Annotated in this window: 14 protein-coding genes; 3 read left to right on the top strand and 11 right to left on the bottom strand. The window is 72.5% G+C overall.

The annotated features are described in order from the left end of the window. Position 1: 1 nt before the first annotated feature. From ACFWZ5_RS30840 to ACFWZ5_RS30805, 8 genes are all read right to left on the bottom strand, one after another. Positions 2–901 carry an amidohydrolase family protein gene (locus ACFWZ5_RS30840; protein WP_384797566.1) on the bottom strand — a complete coding sequence of 300 codons (900 nt, stop codon included), beginning with the start codon at positions 899–901 and terminating at the stop codon, positions 2–4. Continuing rightward, complete coding sequence (locus ACFWZ5_RS30835; RefSeq protein ID WP_384797569.1) at positions 898–1,212, bottom strand: L-rhamnose mutarotase; 315 nt, start codon at positions 1,210–1,212, stop codon at positions 898–900. Before ACFWZ5_RS30835 ends, ACFWZ5_RS30840 begins: the two co-directional genes overlap by 4 nt. Beyond that, positions 1,209–2,219 carry an aldo/keto reductase gene (locus tag ACFWZ5_RS30830; protein WP_384797572.1) on the bottom strand — a complete coding sequence of 337 codons (1,011 nt, stop codon included), beginning with the start codon at positions 2,217–2,219 and terminating at the stop codon, positions 1,209–1,211. Before ACFWZ5_RS30830 ends, ACFWZ5_RS30835 begins: the two co-directional genes overlap by 4 nt. Further along, positions 2,216–2,971, bottom strand: a complete 756-nt coding sequence (locus ACFWZ5_RS30825; protein WP_384797575.1) for an SDR family NAD(P)-dependent oxidoreductase — start codon at positions 2,969–2,971, stop codon at positions 2,216–2,218. The genes ACFWZ5_RS30830 and ACFWZ5_RS30825 overlap by 4 nt, the downstream gene beginning before the upstream one ends. Beyond that, positions 2,968–4,356: an L-fuconate dehydratase gene (locus ACFWZ5_RS30820; protein WP_384797578.1), complete on the bottom strand. Its 1,389-nt coding sequence runs from the start codon at positions 4,354–4,356 to the stop codon at positions 2,968–2,970. Before ACFWZ5_RS30820 ends, ACFWZ5_RS30825 begins: the two co-directional genes overlap by 4 nt. 84 nt (positions 4,357–4,440) lie before the next feature. Beyond that, positions 4,441–5,475, bottom strand: a complete 1,035-nt coding sequence (locus ACFWZ5_RS30815; RefSeq protein ID WP_384797581.1) for an ABC transporter permease — start codon at positions 5,473–5,475, stop codon at positions 4,441–4,443. Next, positions 5,459–7,006, bottom strand: coding sequence for a sugar ABC transporter ATP-binding protein (locus ACFWZ5_RS30810; RefSeq protein ID WP_384797584.1), 1,548 nt, complete (start codon positions 7,004–7,006; stop codon positions 5,459–5,461). Before ACFWZ5_RS30810 ends, ACFWZ5_RS30815 begins: the two co-directional genes overlap by 17 nt. Then, a complete protein-coding gene (locus tag ACFWZ5_RS30805; protein ID WP_384797587.1) occupies positions 7,003–8,082 on the bottom strand; it encodes a sugar ABC transporter substrate-binding protein in 1,080 nt (359 codons plus the stop codon). Before ACFWZ5_RS30805 ends, ACFWZ5_RS30810 begins: the two co-directional genes overlap by 4 nt. Before the next feature lie 200 nt (positions 8,083–8,282). Here ACFWZ5_RS30805 and ACFWZ5_RS30800 point away from each other — a divergent pair, with 200 nt between their 5' ends. Both ACFWZ5_RS30800 and ACFWZ5_RS30795 read left to right on the top strand, forming a co-directional pair. Further along, a complete protein-coding gene (locus ACFWZ5_RS30800) occupies positions 8,283–8,999 on the top strand; it encodes a FadR/GntR family transcriptional regulator (protein ID WP_384797590.1) in 717 nt (238 codons plus the stop codon). 227 nt (positions 9,000–9,226) lie between these two features. Further along, a complete protein-coding gene (locus ACFWZ5_RS30795; RefSeq protein ID WP_384797593.1) occupies positions 9,227–10,099 on the top strand; it encodes an alpha/beta fold hydrolase in 873 nt (290 codons plus the stop codon). An 18-nt stretch (positions 10,100–10,117) separates the two neighbouring features. On the opposite strand, the gene ACFWZ5_RS30790 is transcribed toward ACFWZ5_RS30795, so the two are convergent. Beyond that, the gene (locus ACFWZ5_RS30790; protein WP_384797596.1) at positions 10,118–10,618 is read right to left on the bottom strand and encodes a MarR family winged helix-turn-helix transcriptional regulator; all 501 of its coding nucleotides are present in this window, start codon (positions 10,616–10,618) and stop codon (positions 10,118–10,120) included. 57 nt (positions 10,619–10,675) lie between these two features. Between ACFWZ5_RS30790 and ACFWZ5_RS30785 the strand changes: the two genes are divergently transcribed. Further along, positions 10,676–11,518: an alpha/beta fold hydrolase gene (locus ACFWZ5_RS30785; protein ID WP_384797599.1), complete on the top strand. Its 843-nt coding sequence runs from the start codon at positions 10,676–10,678 to the stop codon at positions 11,516–11,518. Here the strand turns inward: ACFWZ5_RS30785 and ACFWZ5_RS30780 are convergent. Further along, entirely contained in the window at positions 11,475–12,188 is a 714-nt protein-coding gene (locus tag ACFWZ5_RS30780) for a class I SAM-dependent methyltransferase (RefSeq protein WP_384797601.1), read from the bottom strand. The genes ACFWZ5_RS30785 and ACFWZ5_RS30780 overlap by 44 nt on opposite strands. A 72-nt stretch (positions 12,189–12,260) precedes the next feature. Further along, positions 12,261–15,278, bottom strand: a complete 3,018-nt coding sequence (locus tag ACFWZ5_RS30775) for an alpha-mannosidase (protein ID WP_384891602.1) — start codon at positions 15,276–15,278, stop codon at positions 12,261–12,263. Positions 15,279–15,403 lie beyond the last annotated feature (125 nt).

Below are 15,403 nucleotides of genomic sequence, written 5' to 3'. Positions count from 1 at the left end.
ATCAGCCCGGCGCACCGGTCCGCAGGCCGTAGACGCGCCGGGCGGTCCCGCCGAACGCCTCGGCCCGCTCGGCGTCGCTCAGGGAGTCCATGAGCTCCCGTGCCACGGCCAGCACGTCCTCGTACGAGGCGGCGAGCTCGCACACCGGCCAGTCCGAGCCGACCATCAGGCGGTCGGGGCCGAAGGCGTCCAGGGCCGTGTCCGCGTACGGGCGCAGCCCTGCGACCGTCCAGGACCGCCAGTCGGCCTCCGTCACCAGGCCGGAGAGCTTGCACACGGTGTTCGGCAGCGCGGCGAGCGCGCGGAGCGACGACGCCCACGGTTCCAGGTCGCCGGATGCGACGGGCGGCTTGCCCAGGTGGTCGAGGACGAAGGTGAGCCGGGGCAGGCGCGCGGCCGCCTCGACGCAGGCGGGCAGGTGGTGGGGCAGCACCACCAGGTCGTAGCGGAGCCCCGCGTCGGCGACGGCGGCGAGGCCGCGCTGCACGTCCGCCCGCAGCAGCCAGGCGGGGTCGGGCTCGGCCTGCACCTGGTGCCGGATGCCCACGAGGTGCTCGCCGCCCGGGAGTTGACGCAGCCCGGCCAGGGTGTCGGCGACGTCGGGCCGGGTGAGGTCGGTCCAGCCGACGACCCCGGCGACGAGGTCGCTGTCCGCCGCGAGCGCCAGGAACTCCGGGGTCTCGTCCGCGACGGTGACGGTCTGGACGAGGACGGTGGCGCCGACCCCGGCGGCGCGGGCGTGCGGCGCGAGGTCGTCGAGCGTGAAGGTCCGCCGGATCGGCGCCATCTCGGGGCCGGTGATCCAGTCCTGGTCGCGGACGGCGAGGTCCCACACGTGGTGGTGGGCGTCGACGACCGTGCCGGTCGCGGAGTCGTCGCCCCCGTCCGGGCCGCCGGTCACGGCAGTTCCCAGACGACGGGCAGGCCCGCGTCGGCGCCGTCGGCGGAGTAGTCGTGGACGACGTCGAGCAGCTCGGCCATGCGGGCCTGCCAGGCGATGTTCACCGGCAGCCGCTCCAGGGCGGCGAGGAGTCCCGCGTAGTCCTCGCACTCCAGGAGGTGGAACAGGTCGGTGCCGCTGCGCCAGATCGTCCAGGAGGTGGCGCCCGCGGCGCGGATCGCGGCGGTGAGCTCGGCGGGGACCTCGCGGTGGGCCGCGTCGTACTCCTCGACGCGGTCGGCGCGGACCTTGGTGTGCAGGGCGATCCTCATGACGCCTCCTCCCCGGGCACGGGCACATCCGCGGGCAGCAGGCCGTTCGCCCGGGCCTCCTTCCAGAACTCCATGGGTACGGGGGCGGCGAACTGCTCGGCTGCATCCGTCACTTGGCGCGGCGAGCGGATGCCGACGAGGACGGTGTCGACGGCCGGGTGCGCGAACGGGAAGGCGAGCGCCGCGGCCCGCAGCGTCGTGCCGTGCCGGAGCGCGAGGGCCTGGAGCGAGCGCGCCCGGTCGAGCAGCTCTCCGGGCGCCTCGGTGTAGTTGAAGCGTGCGCCTTCTCTCGGATCGGCGAGGAGTCCGGAGTTGTAGACGCCGCCGATGACGACGGACGTCCCGCGCGCGCTCGCGGCGGGCAGCAGTTCCGTGAGCGCCTGGTGGTCGAGGAGCGTGTAGCGGCCCGCGCACAGCACGGCGTCCACGTCGGTGTCGCGTACGAAGCGGGTGAGCATCTCCGCCTGGTTCATGCCCGCGCCGATCGCGCCGACGACGCCTTCGGCGCGCAGCTGTTCCAGGGCGGGGTAGCCCTCGCGGAAGGCCTGTTCGCCGTGGTGGTCCGGGTCGTGCAGGAACACGATGTCGACGCGGTCGAGGCCGAGCCGCGTCAGGCTGCCTTCCAGGGAGCGGCGCACGCCGTCCGCGCTGAAGTCCCAGACGCGCCGGTGCGCGGCGGGCACGGCGAAGCCGCCGTCCGCGAGGTCGTCGCCGACGGCGGGCCCGGTGACCGGCTCCAGGAGGCGGCCGACCTTCGTGGAGACGGTGTACGCCTCCCGGGGGCGCCCGCGCAGGGCGGCGCCGAGCCTGAGCTCGGACAGGCCGAGGCCGTAGTGCGGCGCGGTGTCGAAGTAGCGGATGCCCGCGCCCCAGGCGGTGTCGATCGCCTCGGCCGCGTCCTCGTCGCTGACGGGCGCGTAGAGGTTGCCGATGCCGGCGCCGCCGAAGGACAGCTCGCTGACGCGGACGGGGCCGCGGCCCAGGGTCCGGGTGCGGATGCCGCTCACTGGTTCACCGGCCTCAGCCTGAGCCCCTGCATGCCGCCGTCGACGGCGAGCGCGGTGCCGGTGGTGGCGCCGGACAGCGGGCTCGCCAAGTAGGCGATGGCGCCCGCCACTTCGTCGGCGCCGACGAGGCGCCCGGTCGGCTGGCGTGCCGCGAGGGCGGCGCGTTCGGCGGCCGGGTCGGGGGCGGCGTCCAGGAGGCGGCCGACCCACGGGGTGTCGACGGTGCCGGGGTTCACGCAGTTCACGCGGATGCCTTCGCGTACGTGGTCGGCGGCCATGGCGAGGGTCAGGGAGAGCACCGCGCCCTTCGACGCCGCGTACAGGGCGCGCTGCGGCAGGCCCGCGGTCGCGGCGATGGAACAGGTGTTGACGACGGCCGCGTGCGCGGACCTGCGCAGATGGGGCAGGGCGGCGCGGGTGGTGCGGACGACTCCGAGGACGTTGACGTCGAGGACCGCGTGCCACTGGGCGTCGTCGTTGTCCTCGACGGTGCCCTGGGCGCCGATCCCCGCGTTGTTGACCAGGACGTCGAGGCCGCCGAGGTCGGCGGCGGCCGCCGTGACGGCGTCCCGTACCGCCGCGTCGTCGGTGACGTCGGCCGCGTACGCGCGCAGCGGCTTCTCCACCCCGCTCGGGTCCAGGTCGACGACGGCGACGCGGGCGCCGCGCGCGGCGAGGAGTTCCGCGGTGGCCCGGCCGATGCCGGAGGCTCCGCCGGTGACCAGGGCGCTCAGGCCCTCGAAGTCCGTCATGCGGCTGCTCCCTTCCGCTGGGGTTTCTGCTGGGGTTTCTCCTGGGGTTTCTGCTGGGCTTCCCGCTGGGCGCGGTCGGCGGCCCAGAACGCGCCGTCGGGATAGGTGAACCGGGCGATGGACTCGGCGCGCATCGTCGCCGAGAAGCCGGGTGCGGTGGGGGCCGTGTAGTGCCCGGCGCGCAGCCGCACCGGATCCACGAAGTGTTCGTGGAGGTGGTCGACGTACTCGATGACGCGGTTCTCGGTGGTGCCGGAAAGCGCCACGTAGTCGAACATCGACAGGTGCTGGACGAGTTCGCACAGGCCGACGCCGCCCGCGTGCGGGCACACGGGGACGCCGAAGCGGGCGGCGAGCAGCAGGATCGCCAGGTTCTCGTTGACGCCGCCGACGCGGGCCGCGTCGAGCTGCAGCACGTCGATGGCGTCGGCCTGGAGGAGCTGCTTGAACACGATGCGGTTCTGCACGTGCTCGCCGGTCGCCACCTTCACGGGCGCGACGGCCCCACGGATCGTGGCGTGCCCGAGGACGTCGTCGGGGCTGGTGGGCTCCTCCACCCAGTACGGGTCGAAGGGGGCGAGCGCGCGCGTCCAGCGGACGGCCTCGTCGACGTTCCAGCGCTGGTTGGCGTCGACGGCCATGCGGATGTGCGGCCCGATCACCTGGCGCGCGGTGCGGCAGCGGCGTACGTCGTCGTCGAGGTCCGCGCCGACCTTCAGCTTGATCTGGGTGAACCCGTCGGCGACGGCCTGCCGTGCGAGCCGGGTCAGCTTCTCGTCGCTGTAGCCGAGCCAGCCGGGCGAGGTGGTGTACGCGGGGTAGCCCCGGTCGAGGAGGAGCGCCGTACGCTCCTCGGCGCCCGCGCGGCCGTCGCGCAGCAGGGTCAGGGCCTCGTCGGGCGACAGCGCGTCGGCGATGTAGCGGAAGTCGACCTGGGAGACCAGCCACTCGGGTTCGGCGTCGGCGAGGAGCCGCCAGAGCGGCTTGTGCGCACGTTTGGCCGCCAGGTCCCAGACGGCGTTGACGACCGCGCCGATCGCCATGTGCATCACGCCCTTCTCGGGCCCGAGCCAGCGCAGCTGGCTGTCGCCGATCAGGTCGCGGTTGAGGCTGCCCGGGTCGGCGCACAGCTCGTCGACGGAGCGGCCCACCACGTGGTGGCGCAGGGCGTGGATCGCGGCGACCTGGACGTCGTTGCCGCGCCCGATGGTGAAGGTGAAGCCGTGCCCGGCGTGGCCGTCGTCGGCGTCGGTGCGCAGGACGACGTAGGCGGCCGAGTAGTCGGGGTCCGGGTTCATCGCGTCGGACCCGTCGAGCTCCCGGGATGTCGGGAACCGGATGTCGTAGGTGTCGACCGCCGTGACGCGGCCGGGAGTTGGGGACACAGGGTGCCTTTCCGGAGGGGACGGGGACGCGGCGGCCGGGGCCTGTCCGACGGGTCGACTTCGCGCCGACCCGTCGGACGGGCCCTAGTCCTGTGCGCGGCCCGTGGTGACGCGCGCGATCATCAGGGCGACGAGGATGATGCCGCCGTAGATGGCCTGGATCCAGAAGGACGGCACCTGGGCGAGCGTGAGCAGGTTCTGGACGACGCCGAGCAGCAGGACGCCGGTGAGCGCGCCGAACATGGTGCCCTTTCCGCCGTCGAGGCTGATGCCGCCGATGACGGCCGCCGCGAACACCGTGAAGATCATGTTCTGGCCCTGGTTGGCGTTGATGGCGCCGACGTAGCCGGTCTGCATCAGGCCGCCGACCGCGGCGAGCGACCCGGCGACGACGAACACGCCGAGCATGACCCGGTCCACGCGGATCCCGGCCGCGCGGGCCGCGTCCGCGTTGCCGCCGATCGCGTACAGGGCGCGGCCCACGCGGTGGTACTTGAGGACGAGCCCCACGATGCCGAACGCGGCGGCCGCGATCCACACCGAGAGCGGCACGGTGAGGAACGTGGAGGTGGCGAGCGTGAAGAACGACTCGGGCATGCCGAAGAGCGTCTTGCCCTTGGTGGCGCCGACGAGGACGCCGCGCAGCACGATCAGCATGGCGAGCGTGACGATGAACGCGTTCAGCTTCAGCTTCACCACGAGGACGCCGTTGAAGCCGCCGATCACCGCGCCCACCAGGACGATCGCGAGCAGCCCCACGGCCGCGGGCATCTCGGTGCCGAACCCGGCCTGCGCGGCGGGCAGCACGAGCAGCGCCCCGATGGCGGGCGCGATGCCGACGACCGACTCCAGGGACAGGTCGAACTTGCCGGTGATGAGGACGAGGGACTCGGCGAGGACGACCATCGCCAGGGCGGCGGACGCGCCGAGGATGGAGATCAGGTTCCGCTCGGTGAGGAACGAGTCGTTGACGAACGTGCCGAGCACCATGAGCAGCAACAGGGCGGGCACGAGGGCCAGTTCACGGGCGCGTCGGAGGAGGGCGGCCTTGGCGGCGCGCGGTTCGGGGGCCCGTACCCGGGTGACCGGAGGTGCCTTGGGCTCAGCTGTTTTGGTCACGGACGGCCACTCCTTCGATGGCGGCGATCAGCTCGTGGTCGTGCCAGCCCGCCGGGTGCTCGGCGACGACATGGCCGTGGAAGAGGACGAGGACCCGGTCGCAGCGGCGCAGGTCGTCGAGTTCGTCGGAGACGACCAGGACGGCGGTGCCGTCGTCGCGGGCGTGGTCGACGCGGGCGAGCAGGGACTCCTTGGACTTCACGTCGACGCCCGCGGTGGGGTTGATGAGGACGAGCAGGCGCGGGTCGGACGCGAGGGCACGGGCCATCACGACCTTCTGCGCGTTGCCTCCGGACAGGTCGGAGACGGGCTGGTCCGGGCCTTCGGCGTGGATGTCGAGCCGCTCGATGAGCTCACCGGCGAAGCCGCGCTTGCGGTCGCCGGAGACGAAGCCGTACCGGCCGAGCCGGTCGAGGACGCTCATGGTGGCGTTGTCGCCGATGGACATGGAGTAGACCAGGCCCTCGCCGTGCCGGTCGCGCGGTACGCAGCCGACGCCGGCCCGCAGCGCGGCGGGCACGTCGCCGAAGGGCAGCGGCGCGCCGTCGAGCGTGGCGCTGCCCCCGGTCGGCGTGTGCAGGCCGGTGAGCGACTCGGCGAGGTGGATCTTGCCGCTGCCGCTGGACCCGGCGAGCCCGACGACCTCGCCGCGCCGCACGGTGAAGTGGATGTCGTCGTACGACTCGCTGGTCAGGCCGCGCACGTCGAGCAGCACCGGCGCTGTTGCGGGCACGGCGGGCCGGGCGACGGCCTTGCTCTCGGTGAGCGCCTCGCCCGCCATGGCCTCCACGAGGGCGGCGCGCGGCAGGTCCGCGACGGGCGCGGTGGTGATCCAGCGGGCGTCGCGCAGGACGGTGACGGTCTGGCACACCTCGTACACCTCCTGGAGGTGGTGCGAGATGAACAGGAACGTTACGCCGGAGTCCTGGAGGGTCCGCATGCGGGTGAAGAGCCGCTCGATCTCGCGGTTGTCGAGCTGCGCGGTCGGCTCGTCGAGGACGATGAAGCGCGCGCCGAAGCTCAACGCCCGCGCGATCTCGACCATTTGGCGGTCCTCGACCTTGAGGTCCGCGGTGCGGGCGTCGGGGTCGACGTGGACGTCCCAGGTGCGCAGGACGTCGGCGGCCTCCGCCCGGAGCCGGCGCCAGCTGATGAGGCCGCCGCGGCCCTGCGGCTGCCGGTTGATGAACAGGTTCTCCGCGACCGTGAGCTCCGGTACGACGGTGGGCTTCTGGTAGACGCAGGCGACCTTGCGGCGCCAGGCGTCGCGGTCGGCGAGCGGCGGCGCGGGCCGCCCGTCGAACGCGATGGTGCCGGCGTCCGGGGCCTGCAGGCCGGTGAGGAGGGAGACGAGGGTGGACTTGCCCGCGCCGTTGCGGCCGACGAGGGCGTGCGACTCCCCGGCGCGGACGGTCAGGCGGCCGTCCTGGAGGGCGACGGTGGGGCCGTAGCGCTTGACGATGCCGTGCGCTTCGACGAGCGGCGCGGACCGCTCGGCGCCCGGTGCGGCCGGCGTGGTCGGCGTACTCATTTGACCGTGTTGCCCCACAGCTCGGCGTCGCCCACGTTCTTCTTCGTGACGAGCGGCGCGGGCAGCTGGTCCTCCAGGTTGCCGCTGGGCAGCTTCACGATCGTCGAACCGTGGTCGGTCGGGCCGGGCTTGAACTTCTTCCCGTTCATCGCGGCCTTGATGTAGTACATGCCGTACTTCGCGTAGGCGTCGGCGGGCTGCGAGACGGTGGCGTCGATCTGGCCCTTGCGGATGGCGTCGAACTCCTGCGGGATGCCGTCGTTGGAGACGATCGCGATGTGGCCCTTCTCGCCCGTCTTCTTCAGCTTCCCCTTCGCCTTGAGCGTCTGGAGCGTCGGCGCGAGGTAGACGCCGCCCGCCTGCATGTAGATGCCCTTGATGTCGGGGTGGGAGTTGAGGAGGGTGTCCAGCTTGGACGCGGCGGTGTCCGACTCCCACTTCGCGGGGATCTCGAGGACCTTGAGCTTCGGGTACTTGTCCTTGACGCACTCGCGGAAGGCCTCGGAGCGCTCGCGCCCGTTGACCGACGCGAGATCGCCCATGATCTGCACGACCTTGCCGCTCTTGACCTGCTTGCCGAGGTAGTCGCAGGCCTTCTGCCCGTACGCCTTGTTGTTGGCGCGCACCACCATCGCGACCTTGCCCTTCTCGGGCGCGACGTCGACGGCGACCACGGGGACGCCCTTGCGGTCGGCCTGCTCAAGGCCCGCGGAGATGGCGGCGCTGTCGAGCGGGGCGACGACGAGGCCCTTCACGCCCTGGTTCAGCTGGTTGTTGATGTCGGTGATCTGCTGCGAGGGGTCGCTGTTGGAGTTGACGGTCTTCAGCGCGTCGACGTCCTCGGACTTCGCCATCTTCGGTACGTAGTCGTTGTACGCCTGCCAGAACGGCGAGGTGAGCAGCGGCAGGATGACGCCCACCTTGCCCTCGCCGCCCCCGTCGCCCGACCCCCCGCTGTCCTTGGTACTGCCGCAGGCCGCGAGGGCGAGCGTCGCGCAGGCCGCCGCCGCGGTGGCCCGGACCACCCGCGACCTGTACATCCTGCCGGGGTTGTTCCGCACTGTTCTGCCGACCATCTGACGGCTCCTCATCAAGCGGGATCGAACGGGTTCGGGGGAAACCAGCCGCGGTTCAGCGGCGGATGGGCGAAATATTTATCAGACCACTTGGTGCCTACAACACCCCCCTCCCCCAACTTCCCGTGTATTCCAGCCGTAGTGGTCGGACCACATCTCTGGCTAAACTGCGCGGCACCCGCCCAGCGAAGGAGCGTCACGTGAACCAGGCCCCGCAGAGCGCCCCGCCCGCGCAGAAGGGCACCGTGACGCAGCGGGCCATCGAGCAGATCAAGGCGATGATCGCGGAGGGGCTCCTCGAGCCGGGCCAACGCCTGCCCACCGAGCGGGATCTGGCCGCCCAGCTGGGCATCTCCCGCAGTTCCATGCGCGAGGCCATCCGGGCCCTGACCGTCATCGGCGTCCTTCAGGCGCGGCACGGATCGGGCATCTACGTCACGCAGTTGGAGGCCGGTGACCTCCTGGAGACCTTCGGCGTCGTCGCCGACCTCTCGCGCGGGCCACGGCTCGTGGAGCTCCTCGAGGTCCGACGCGTCCTGGAGTCGACCGCGACGGGCCTCGCGGCCGCGCGCATCACACGTTCCCAACTCGCCGACGTGGAACAGCACTTGGCGGCGATGGACGCCACCGACGACCCGGAGGAGATCCTCTCCCACGACCTGGCCTTCCACCGCGCCATCGCCCTGGCCGCGGGCAATGACACGATGGCGGCCATCCTCGAAGGCCTGTCGTCGCAGACCTTCCGGGCCCGCGTCTGGCGCGGCTACCAGCAGGAGGGCGCCTTCGAGCGGACCCGCCGCGAGCACGCCCGCATCCACCGCGCCCTGGTCGCTCGGGACCCGGAGGCGGCGCGGGCGGCGGCGGCCGCGCACGTGGGGGAAGTGGAGGAGTGGCTGCGGGGGCAGCTGGAGGACTGACGCCCACCCCGCCCCGCCCCGCCCCGCCCCTCCCCTCCCCTCCCCTCCCCTCCCGGCGACAGCCGCGCCGGCCCTCGCGGCGCACCCCACACCCTCTCCACCTGGCTAGAACGTTCGTTTCAGTGCGTGCTACGGTCTGAATAGAACGTTCGTTATAGACATCGGACGGCGCGACGCCCCGCCGCACCGTCCGGCGTCCACTGCCCACCGCCGAGGGAGACCGAGCCATGGACTACCAGCACATCACCGCCAACGGGATCGACTTCGCCTACCTGGAGCAGGGCGAGGGCCCCCTCGCCCTGCTCCTGCACGGCTTCCCCGAAGCCCCGAGCATGTGGCGGCATCTGATGCCACGCCTGGCGGAGGCCGGGTACCGGGCCGTCGCCCCCGCCCTGCGCGGCTTCGCCCCCACCCAGCTGCCGCCCGACGGCAGCATGCGCCTCGCCGATCTGGCCGACGACGCGAACGCCCTGCACGAGGCGCTCGGCGGCGACGAGAACGCGGTCGTCATCGGCCACGACTGGGGCGGCTTCGTCACCTGGGGCGCCACCGTCCGGGCGCCCGAGCGCTGGTCGAAGGCCGTGGTGTCCGACGTGCCGCCGGTGCGCTTCTACGCCCGCAAGGCCGCCGACCCCGTACAGATCCACAAGAGCAGCCACTTCTACTTCTTCCAGATGGGCGTGGCCGACCAGGTCGTCCCGGTCGACAACTTCGCCTACCTGGACTGGCTGTGGCAGCACTGGACCGGGAACGTCCCCGGTTTCGACTCCACGGTGGACCGCGAGGCGGGCAAGGACGCCCTGCGCGATCCGGCGAACCTGCGCGCCGCCCTCGGGCTCTACCGGCAGAACTTCCCCACCGACGCCTTCGGCACGGACCGCTGGGAGATGGGCGCCCTCCTGGCCGACCTGCCCACGCAGCCCACGCTGTACGTCCACGGCAGCGAGGACCCGATCGTCGACGCCGCCACCATGGACGACATCGTCGCGCTGCTTCCCGAGGGCTCCGACGGCCTCTTCCTGGACGGCGTCGGCCACTTCCCGCTCCTGGAGGCGCCGCAGGAGGTGAACGACCGCATCCTGAAGTTCCTCGCGGCCTGACCCGGCCCGGAATTCCGGTCAGTTCACGTCCACGTCGTCGAACAGCTCCAGCATCCGCGTCAGGACGTGCACGCACGCCGCGACGTCGGCGTCGGTCAGGTCGCCGTGCACCTGCCGCATCAGCGCGTGCTCGCGTCCGGCCGCCGCCGCGATCACCGCCTTCCCCTCCCCCGTGAGCCGGATCAGGGACGACCGCCGATGGGCGGGGTTGGCGGTGATCTCGACGAGGCCGCGCGCCGCCGCGTCGTGCACCATGCGCTGGACGAACTGACGGCTCAGGGACTGGGCCCGCCCCATCTGCGGGACCGTCATCGGCCCGTGCCTGCGCAGCAGATCGAGGACGGCGCGCACGCCGACGGAGAGCCCTTCGATCGGTTCGGACTCCTCCACCTTGCGCTGCACGCGCCGGTACAACGGCCCCACCAGGTCGAAGACTTCGGTGAGCCGATGGGCGAGCTCGTCGGGCGGCAGGGCCCGGTCGGGTTCCGCTGTGCGCGCGGCCGTCAACTTCTCATTCACCGCACCATCATGACACCCAGGTTGCCAACTTGCTCGAATCTTGACACCTTGGTTGTCATGACTGACGCATCCGATGTGTACGAGTTCCTGACCGACGACGGCACGCTCGCCTACCGCGACACCGGCTGGGGCGACCCGCTGGTCCTGCTGCACGGCGGCTTCCTCGACCACCGCATGTGGGACGACCAGGTGCCGTTCTTCGCCGGGCGGCATCGCGTCATCGCCCCGGACGTCCGCGGCCACGGCAGGTCGGCGAACGCGAGCAGGCCGTTCCGGCAGACCGACGACCTCGCCGCGCTCCTGCGCCGCCTCGACGTCGGCCCCGCGGTGCTCGTCGGCCTCTCGATGGGCGCGGGCATCGCGGTCGACACCGCCCTCGAACACCCCGACCTGGTCCGCGCCGTCGTGGTGTGCGGCGCGGGCACCAGTGAGCCCGAGTTCACGGACCCCTGGGCCCTCGCCATCCAGGCCGAGTGGGCCCGCGCGACGGCCGCCGCCGACGCGGCCGCCTTCGTCGACGCGACGATGCTGTACGCGGCGGGCCCGCACCGCACCCTCGCCGACGTCGACGAGGACGTCGTACGCCGCCTCCGCGCGATGACGGAACAGACCGTCGCCAAACACACCGGCACGGAGCCGCCCGCCCTCGTCCCCGTCCCCCACACCTGGACCCGCGCCGCGACCCTCCCGGTCCCGGTCCTCGCCCTCACCGGCGACCAGGACGGCCCCGACAACATCACCATGGCCGAACGCCTGGCCCACACCGTCCCCGACGGCCGAACAGCAACGATCAAGGGCACGGCCCACTACCCGAACATGGAACGCCCGGACGCGTTCAACGAACTGGTACGGGACTTCATCGCGACGCTGCCCGCTCCCCGCCCCGCCGAGTCGCCCTGACCCCGAGGACCGCGGGAGTCGGCGCCCCACCCTCGCCGAACCGCTCGGGGACCAGGCCCGCGTCGTGGAACGCGTGCAGCAGCGCGGGGAGCGGACGGTGGGTGGCGCCGACCTTGTCCCGCACCCCGCTGTCCGTCCAGGACGCCCTCGTCCAGTGACCGTCGAGATAGCCGGGCCGGACGACCACTGCGTCGGGGTCACTCCGGTCGGCGAAGCCGCCGCAGAAGCACGGATGCACCCCGATGTGCACGAACACACCGCCCGGACGCAGGACCCGGGCGGCCTCCCGCAGCACCTCCGGGTATCGCGGCATGTCCGTGTGGACCATCATCGCGAGCACGGCAGGCAGGCAGCCGTCCCCGACCGGCAGCCGCTCGGCGTCGGCCCGCGCGACCGGCAGCCGGTCACGGGCGTACCGCAGCATCCCGCGGGAGATGTCCACGCCCACCGGGGTCCGGCCGAGGGCGCGCACCCGTTCCGCGTGGACGCCGGTGCCGCAGCCGATCTCCAGGCAGACGCCGCTGCCTTCGCCGAGGAGCTCGCGCAGCAGCCCACCGAGGCCCAGCGGGTCCCCGTCCCCCGCGCCGACGCCCGTCCCGGTGCCGTGCCGGGCGAGGAACTCGGTCTCGTACCAGTCAGCGATCCCGTCGTACGCCGCCGTCGACGCCATCCACGTCTCCTGTTCGCCTCACGGGCCCCGGGCGGGCGCCCTCACAAGGAGTGCTGCCCGCCCGGGCCGGTCTCAGGCCCTCCGTACTCGCAGCGTCACCAGCTCGAACGGGCGCAGTGTCAGCGACACCGCGTCGCCGTGCCGCTCGGGCGTCGGCGTGGTGGTGAGGGGGCGCTCAAGGAGGTCCGTCGCCTCGGCGTGTGCGACCTCGAAGCCGAAGCGCAGCGTGCCGCGGGCCCGGCCGCCGCGTGCCTCGTGGAGGCGGACCACTACGTCGCCGCTGCCGTCGTCGGCGAGCTTGACCGCCGTGACGACCACGGCGTCGTCGTCGACGGAGACCAGCGGGGCGACGTCCGTGGCGGCGCCCGTGATCCGGCGCTCGGGGAGGTTGACGCGGTAGCCCTCGCGCACCGCGTCCAACACGTCCGCCCCGGGGGCGAGCGCGTGCCGGAAGCGGTGGACGCCCTGGTCGGTCTCGGGGTCGGGGAAGCGCGGCGCCCGCAGCAGGGAGACCCGGACCGTGGTCGTGGTCCCGGCGTCGGTGTCGCGCACCGTGCGGGTCACGTCGTGGCCGTACGTGGAGTCGTTGACGAGGGCGACGCCCCAGCCGGGCTCCTCGACGTGCACGAAGCGGTGGTTGCAGGCCTCGAACTTGGCGGCCTCCCAGCTGGTGTTGGTGTGCGTGGGCCGGTAGAAGTGCCCGAACTGCGTCTCGGACGCGTACCGCTCGGCGTGCACGTCCAGCGGGAAGGACAGCTTGAGGAACTTCTCCGTCTCGTGCCAGTCGACCTCGGTGTCGATGTCGAGGCGGCGCTGCCCCGCCGCGAGGGTCAGGACCTGGGTCATCCGGGAGTCGCCGAAGCGCCGCACCACGCGCACGGACGCGCCCTCGCCGGGCGTGACCTCCTCGGCGTCGGTCAGGTCGGTGACCGTGTTGCGGTAGAACTCGTCGACGTCCCAGGCGTCCCACATGTTCGGGAAGTCGGCGTGCAGCTGGGGCAGGTTGGCCGCCCGGCCGGGCGCGACGGTCTCCCGTCCGGCGACGAGGTCGTACGCGGAGACGACGAGCCCGCGCGCGTCGACCTCGACGCGCAGCAGGCCGTTGTCGAGGACGAAGCCGCCGTCGGCGCGGGCGGCGATCGCGGACTGGCCCTCGGCCACGGGCGCCTGGGCGCCACCGGCCGGGACCCCGGCGCGGGTGTGGGGCGCGGAGTTGAAGACGAGGGTGCGCCCGCCGTCGCCCGCGAGGGCACGCTGGGCCGCGTCGATGATGCCGTTCAGCTCCGCGGCCACCGCCGCGTACGTCGCGCGGGCCTCGCGGTGCACCCAGGCGATCGACGAGCCGGGCAGGATGTCGTGGAACTGATGCAGGAGCACCGTCTTCCAGATCCGGTCCAACTCCTCGTACGGATACGGGAATCCGGCACGCACCGCCGCCGTCGCCGCCCACAGCTCGGCCTCCCGCAGCAGGTGCTCGCTGCGGCGGTTGCCCTGCTTGGTGCCCGCCTGGCTGGTGAGGGTCGCCCGGTGCAGCTCCAGGTAGAGCTCGCCGACCCACACCGGCGGGTTCGCGTACTCCGCCTCCGCCTTCTCGAAGAACGCGGCCGGGGTCTCCCACTGGACCGTGGGCGAGCCCTCCAGGTTCCGCAGCCGGGCCGCCTTCGCGATCATCTCGCGGGTCGTGCCGCCGCCTCCGTCGCCCCAGCCGGTGGGCGCGAGCGAGTGCCGGGCGACGGCCTTGTCCTTGAAGTTCCGCCCCGCGTGGGCGATCTCGCTGCCCTTCATCGAGCAGTTGTAGGTGTCGACGGGCGGGAAGTGCGTGAAGATCCGGGTGCCGTCGATGCCCTCCCACTGGAAGGTGTGGTGCGGGAACTTGTTGGTCTGCGACCACGAGATCTTCTGGGTGAGCAGCCACTTGGACCCGGCCGCCTTGATGATCTGCGGCAGGCCCGCGGCGAAGCCGAAGGTGTCGGGCAGCCAGGCCTCGTCGTTCTCGACCCCGAACTCCTCGATGAAGAACCGCTTGCCGTGCACGAACTGACGGGCCATCGCCTCGGAGCCCGGCATGTTCGTGTCGGACTCCACCCACATGCCGCCCGTCGGCACGAAGCGTCCGTCGGCGACCGCCTTCTTCACCTTGGCCCACACCTCGGGCCGGTGCTCCTTGATCCACGCCCACTGCTGGGCCTGCGACATCGCGAAGACGAAGTCCGGTTCGTCGTCGAGCAGCGCGGTCATGTTGGACGTGGTGCGCGCCACCTTCCGGACCGTCTCGCGCAGCGGCCACAGCCACGCCGAGTCGATGTGGGCGTGTCCGACCGCGCTGATCCGGTGCGCGGACGCGTGCGCCGGGGCGGTGAGCACCGGCTCCAGTGCGGCGCGGGCGGCGGCCGCCGAGCCGTTCACGTCCTGGAGGTCGACCGCGTCCAGGGCCCGCTCGACCGCCCGCAGGATCTCGTGGCGGCGGCCCGAGTCCTCCGGCAGCTCCTGCATCAGCTCGCTCAGGACCTCCAGGTCGAGGGCGAGCTGCCACACCGTCTCGTCGAAGACGGCGAGGTCCATGCGCTCCAGGCGGTACTGCGGCTCGCTGCCCGCGGTCTCCTTGTCGCCCAGCTGCGTGGGCAGGAAGGGGTGGTAGTCGAGGATCACCGGGTTGGAGGCCGCCTCGATGTGCAGCCGTACCTCTTCGCCGCCCTGCGCGGGGGTGGCGATCCGCACCCACTGGTTGCGCGGGTTGAGGCCCTTCACCGGGGTGCCGTCCGGGCGGTAGACGAGGCCCTCGCACTGGAAGCCCGGCATGTTCTCGTCGAAGCCGAGGTCCAGGATCGCCTCGACCGTCCTGCCCGCCCAGGCGGGCGGGACCGTGCCCGTCACCCGGAACCAGCTCGTGCCCCACGGGGCGCCCCAGCGGGATCCCGCCTCGATCGGCTCGGGTTCCGCGGCGAGGCCTTCGGCCACCGGGACCGGTTCGCCCGGGGCGGTCCAGACGGCGATGTCCAGGGGGACGGACTCGGGGTGGACGGCGGGGCGGATGCGTTCGTCGAGGACGCGCTTGAGTCGGCCTTCGATGAGCCGGCGGTTGTCGTGCATGCGGGTGTCTCCGTGTGGTTGAGGGTGGTGGCCCTGCCGGGGGCTCTCCCCAAGCCCGCCCCTTCCCGAACTAGGGGGCTCCGCCCCCTAGGACCCCCTTCTTTCCGCGCTGCGCGCTCGTCCTC

It is taken from the genome of Streptomyces sp. NPDC059003 (assembly GCF_042740445.1).
Classification (GTDB): domain Bacteria; phylum Actinomycetota; class Actinomycetes; order Streptomycetales; family Streptomycetaceae; genus Streptomyces.
Note: the sequence above shows the minus strand (reverse complement) of the source record. Positions and strands in the feature narration are given on the sequence as shown.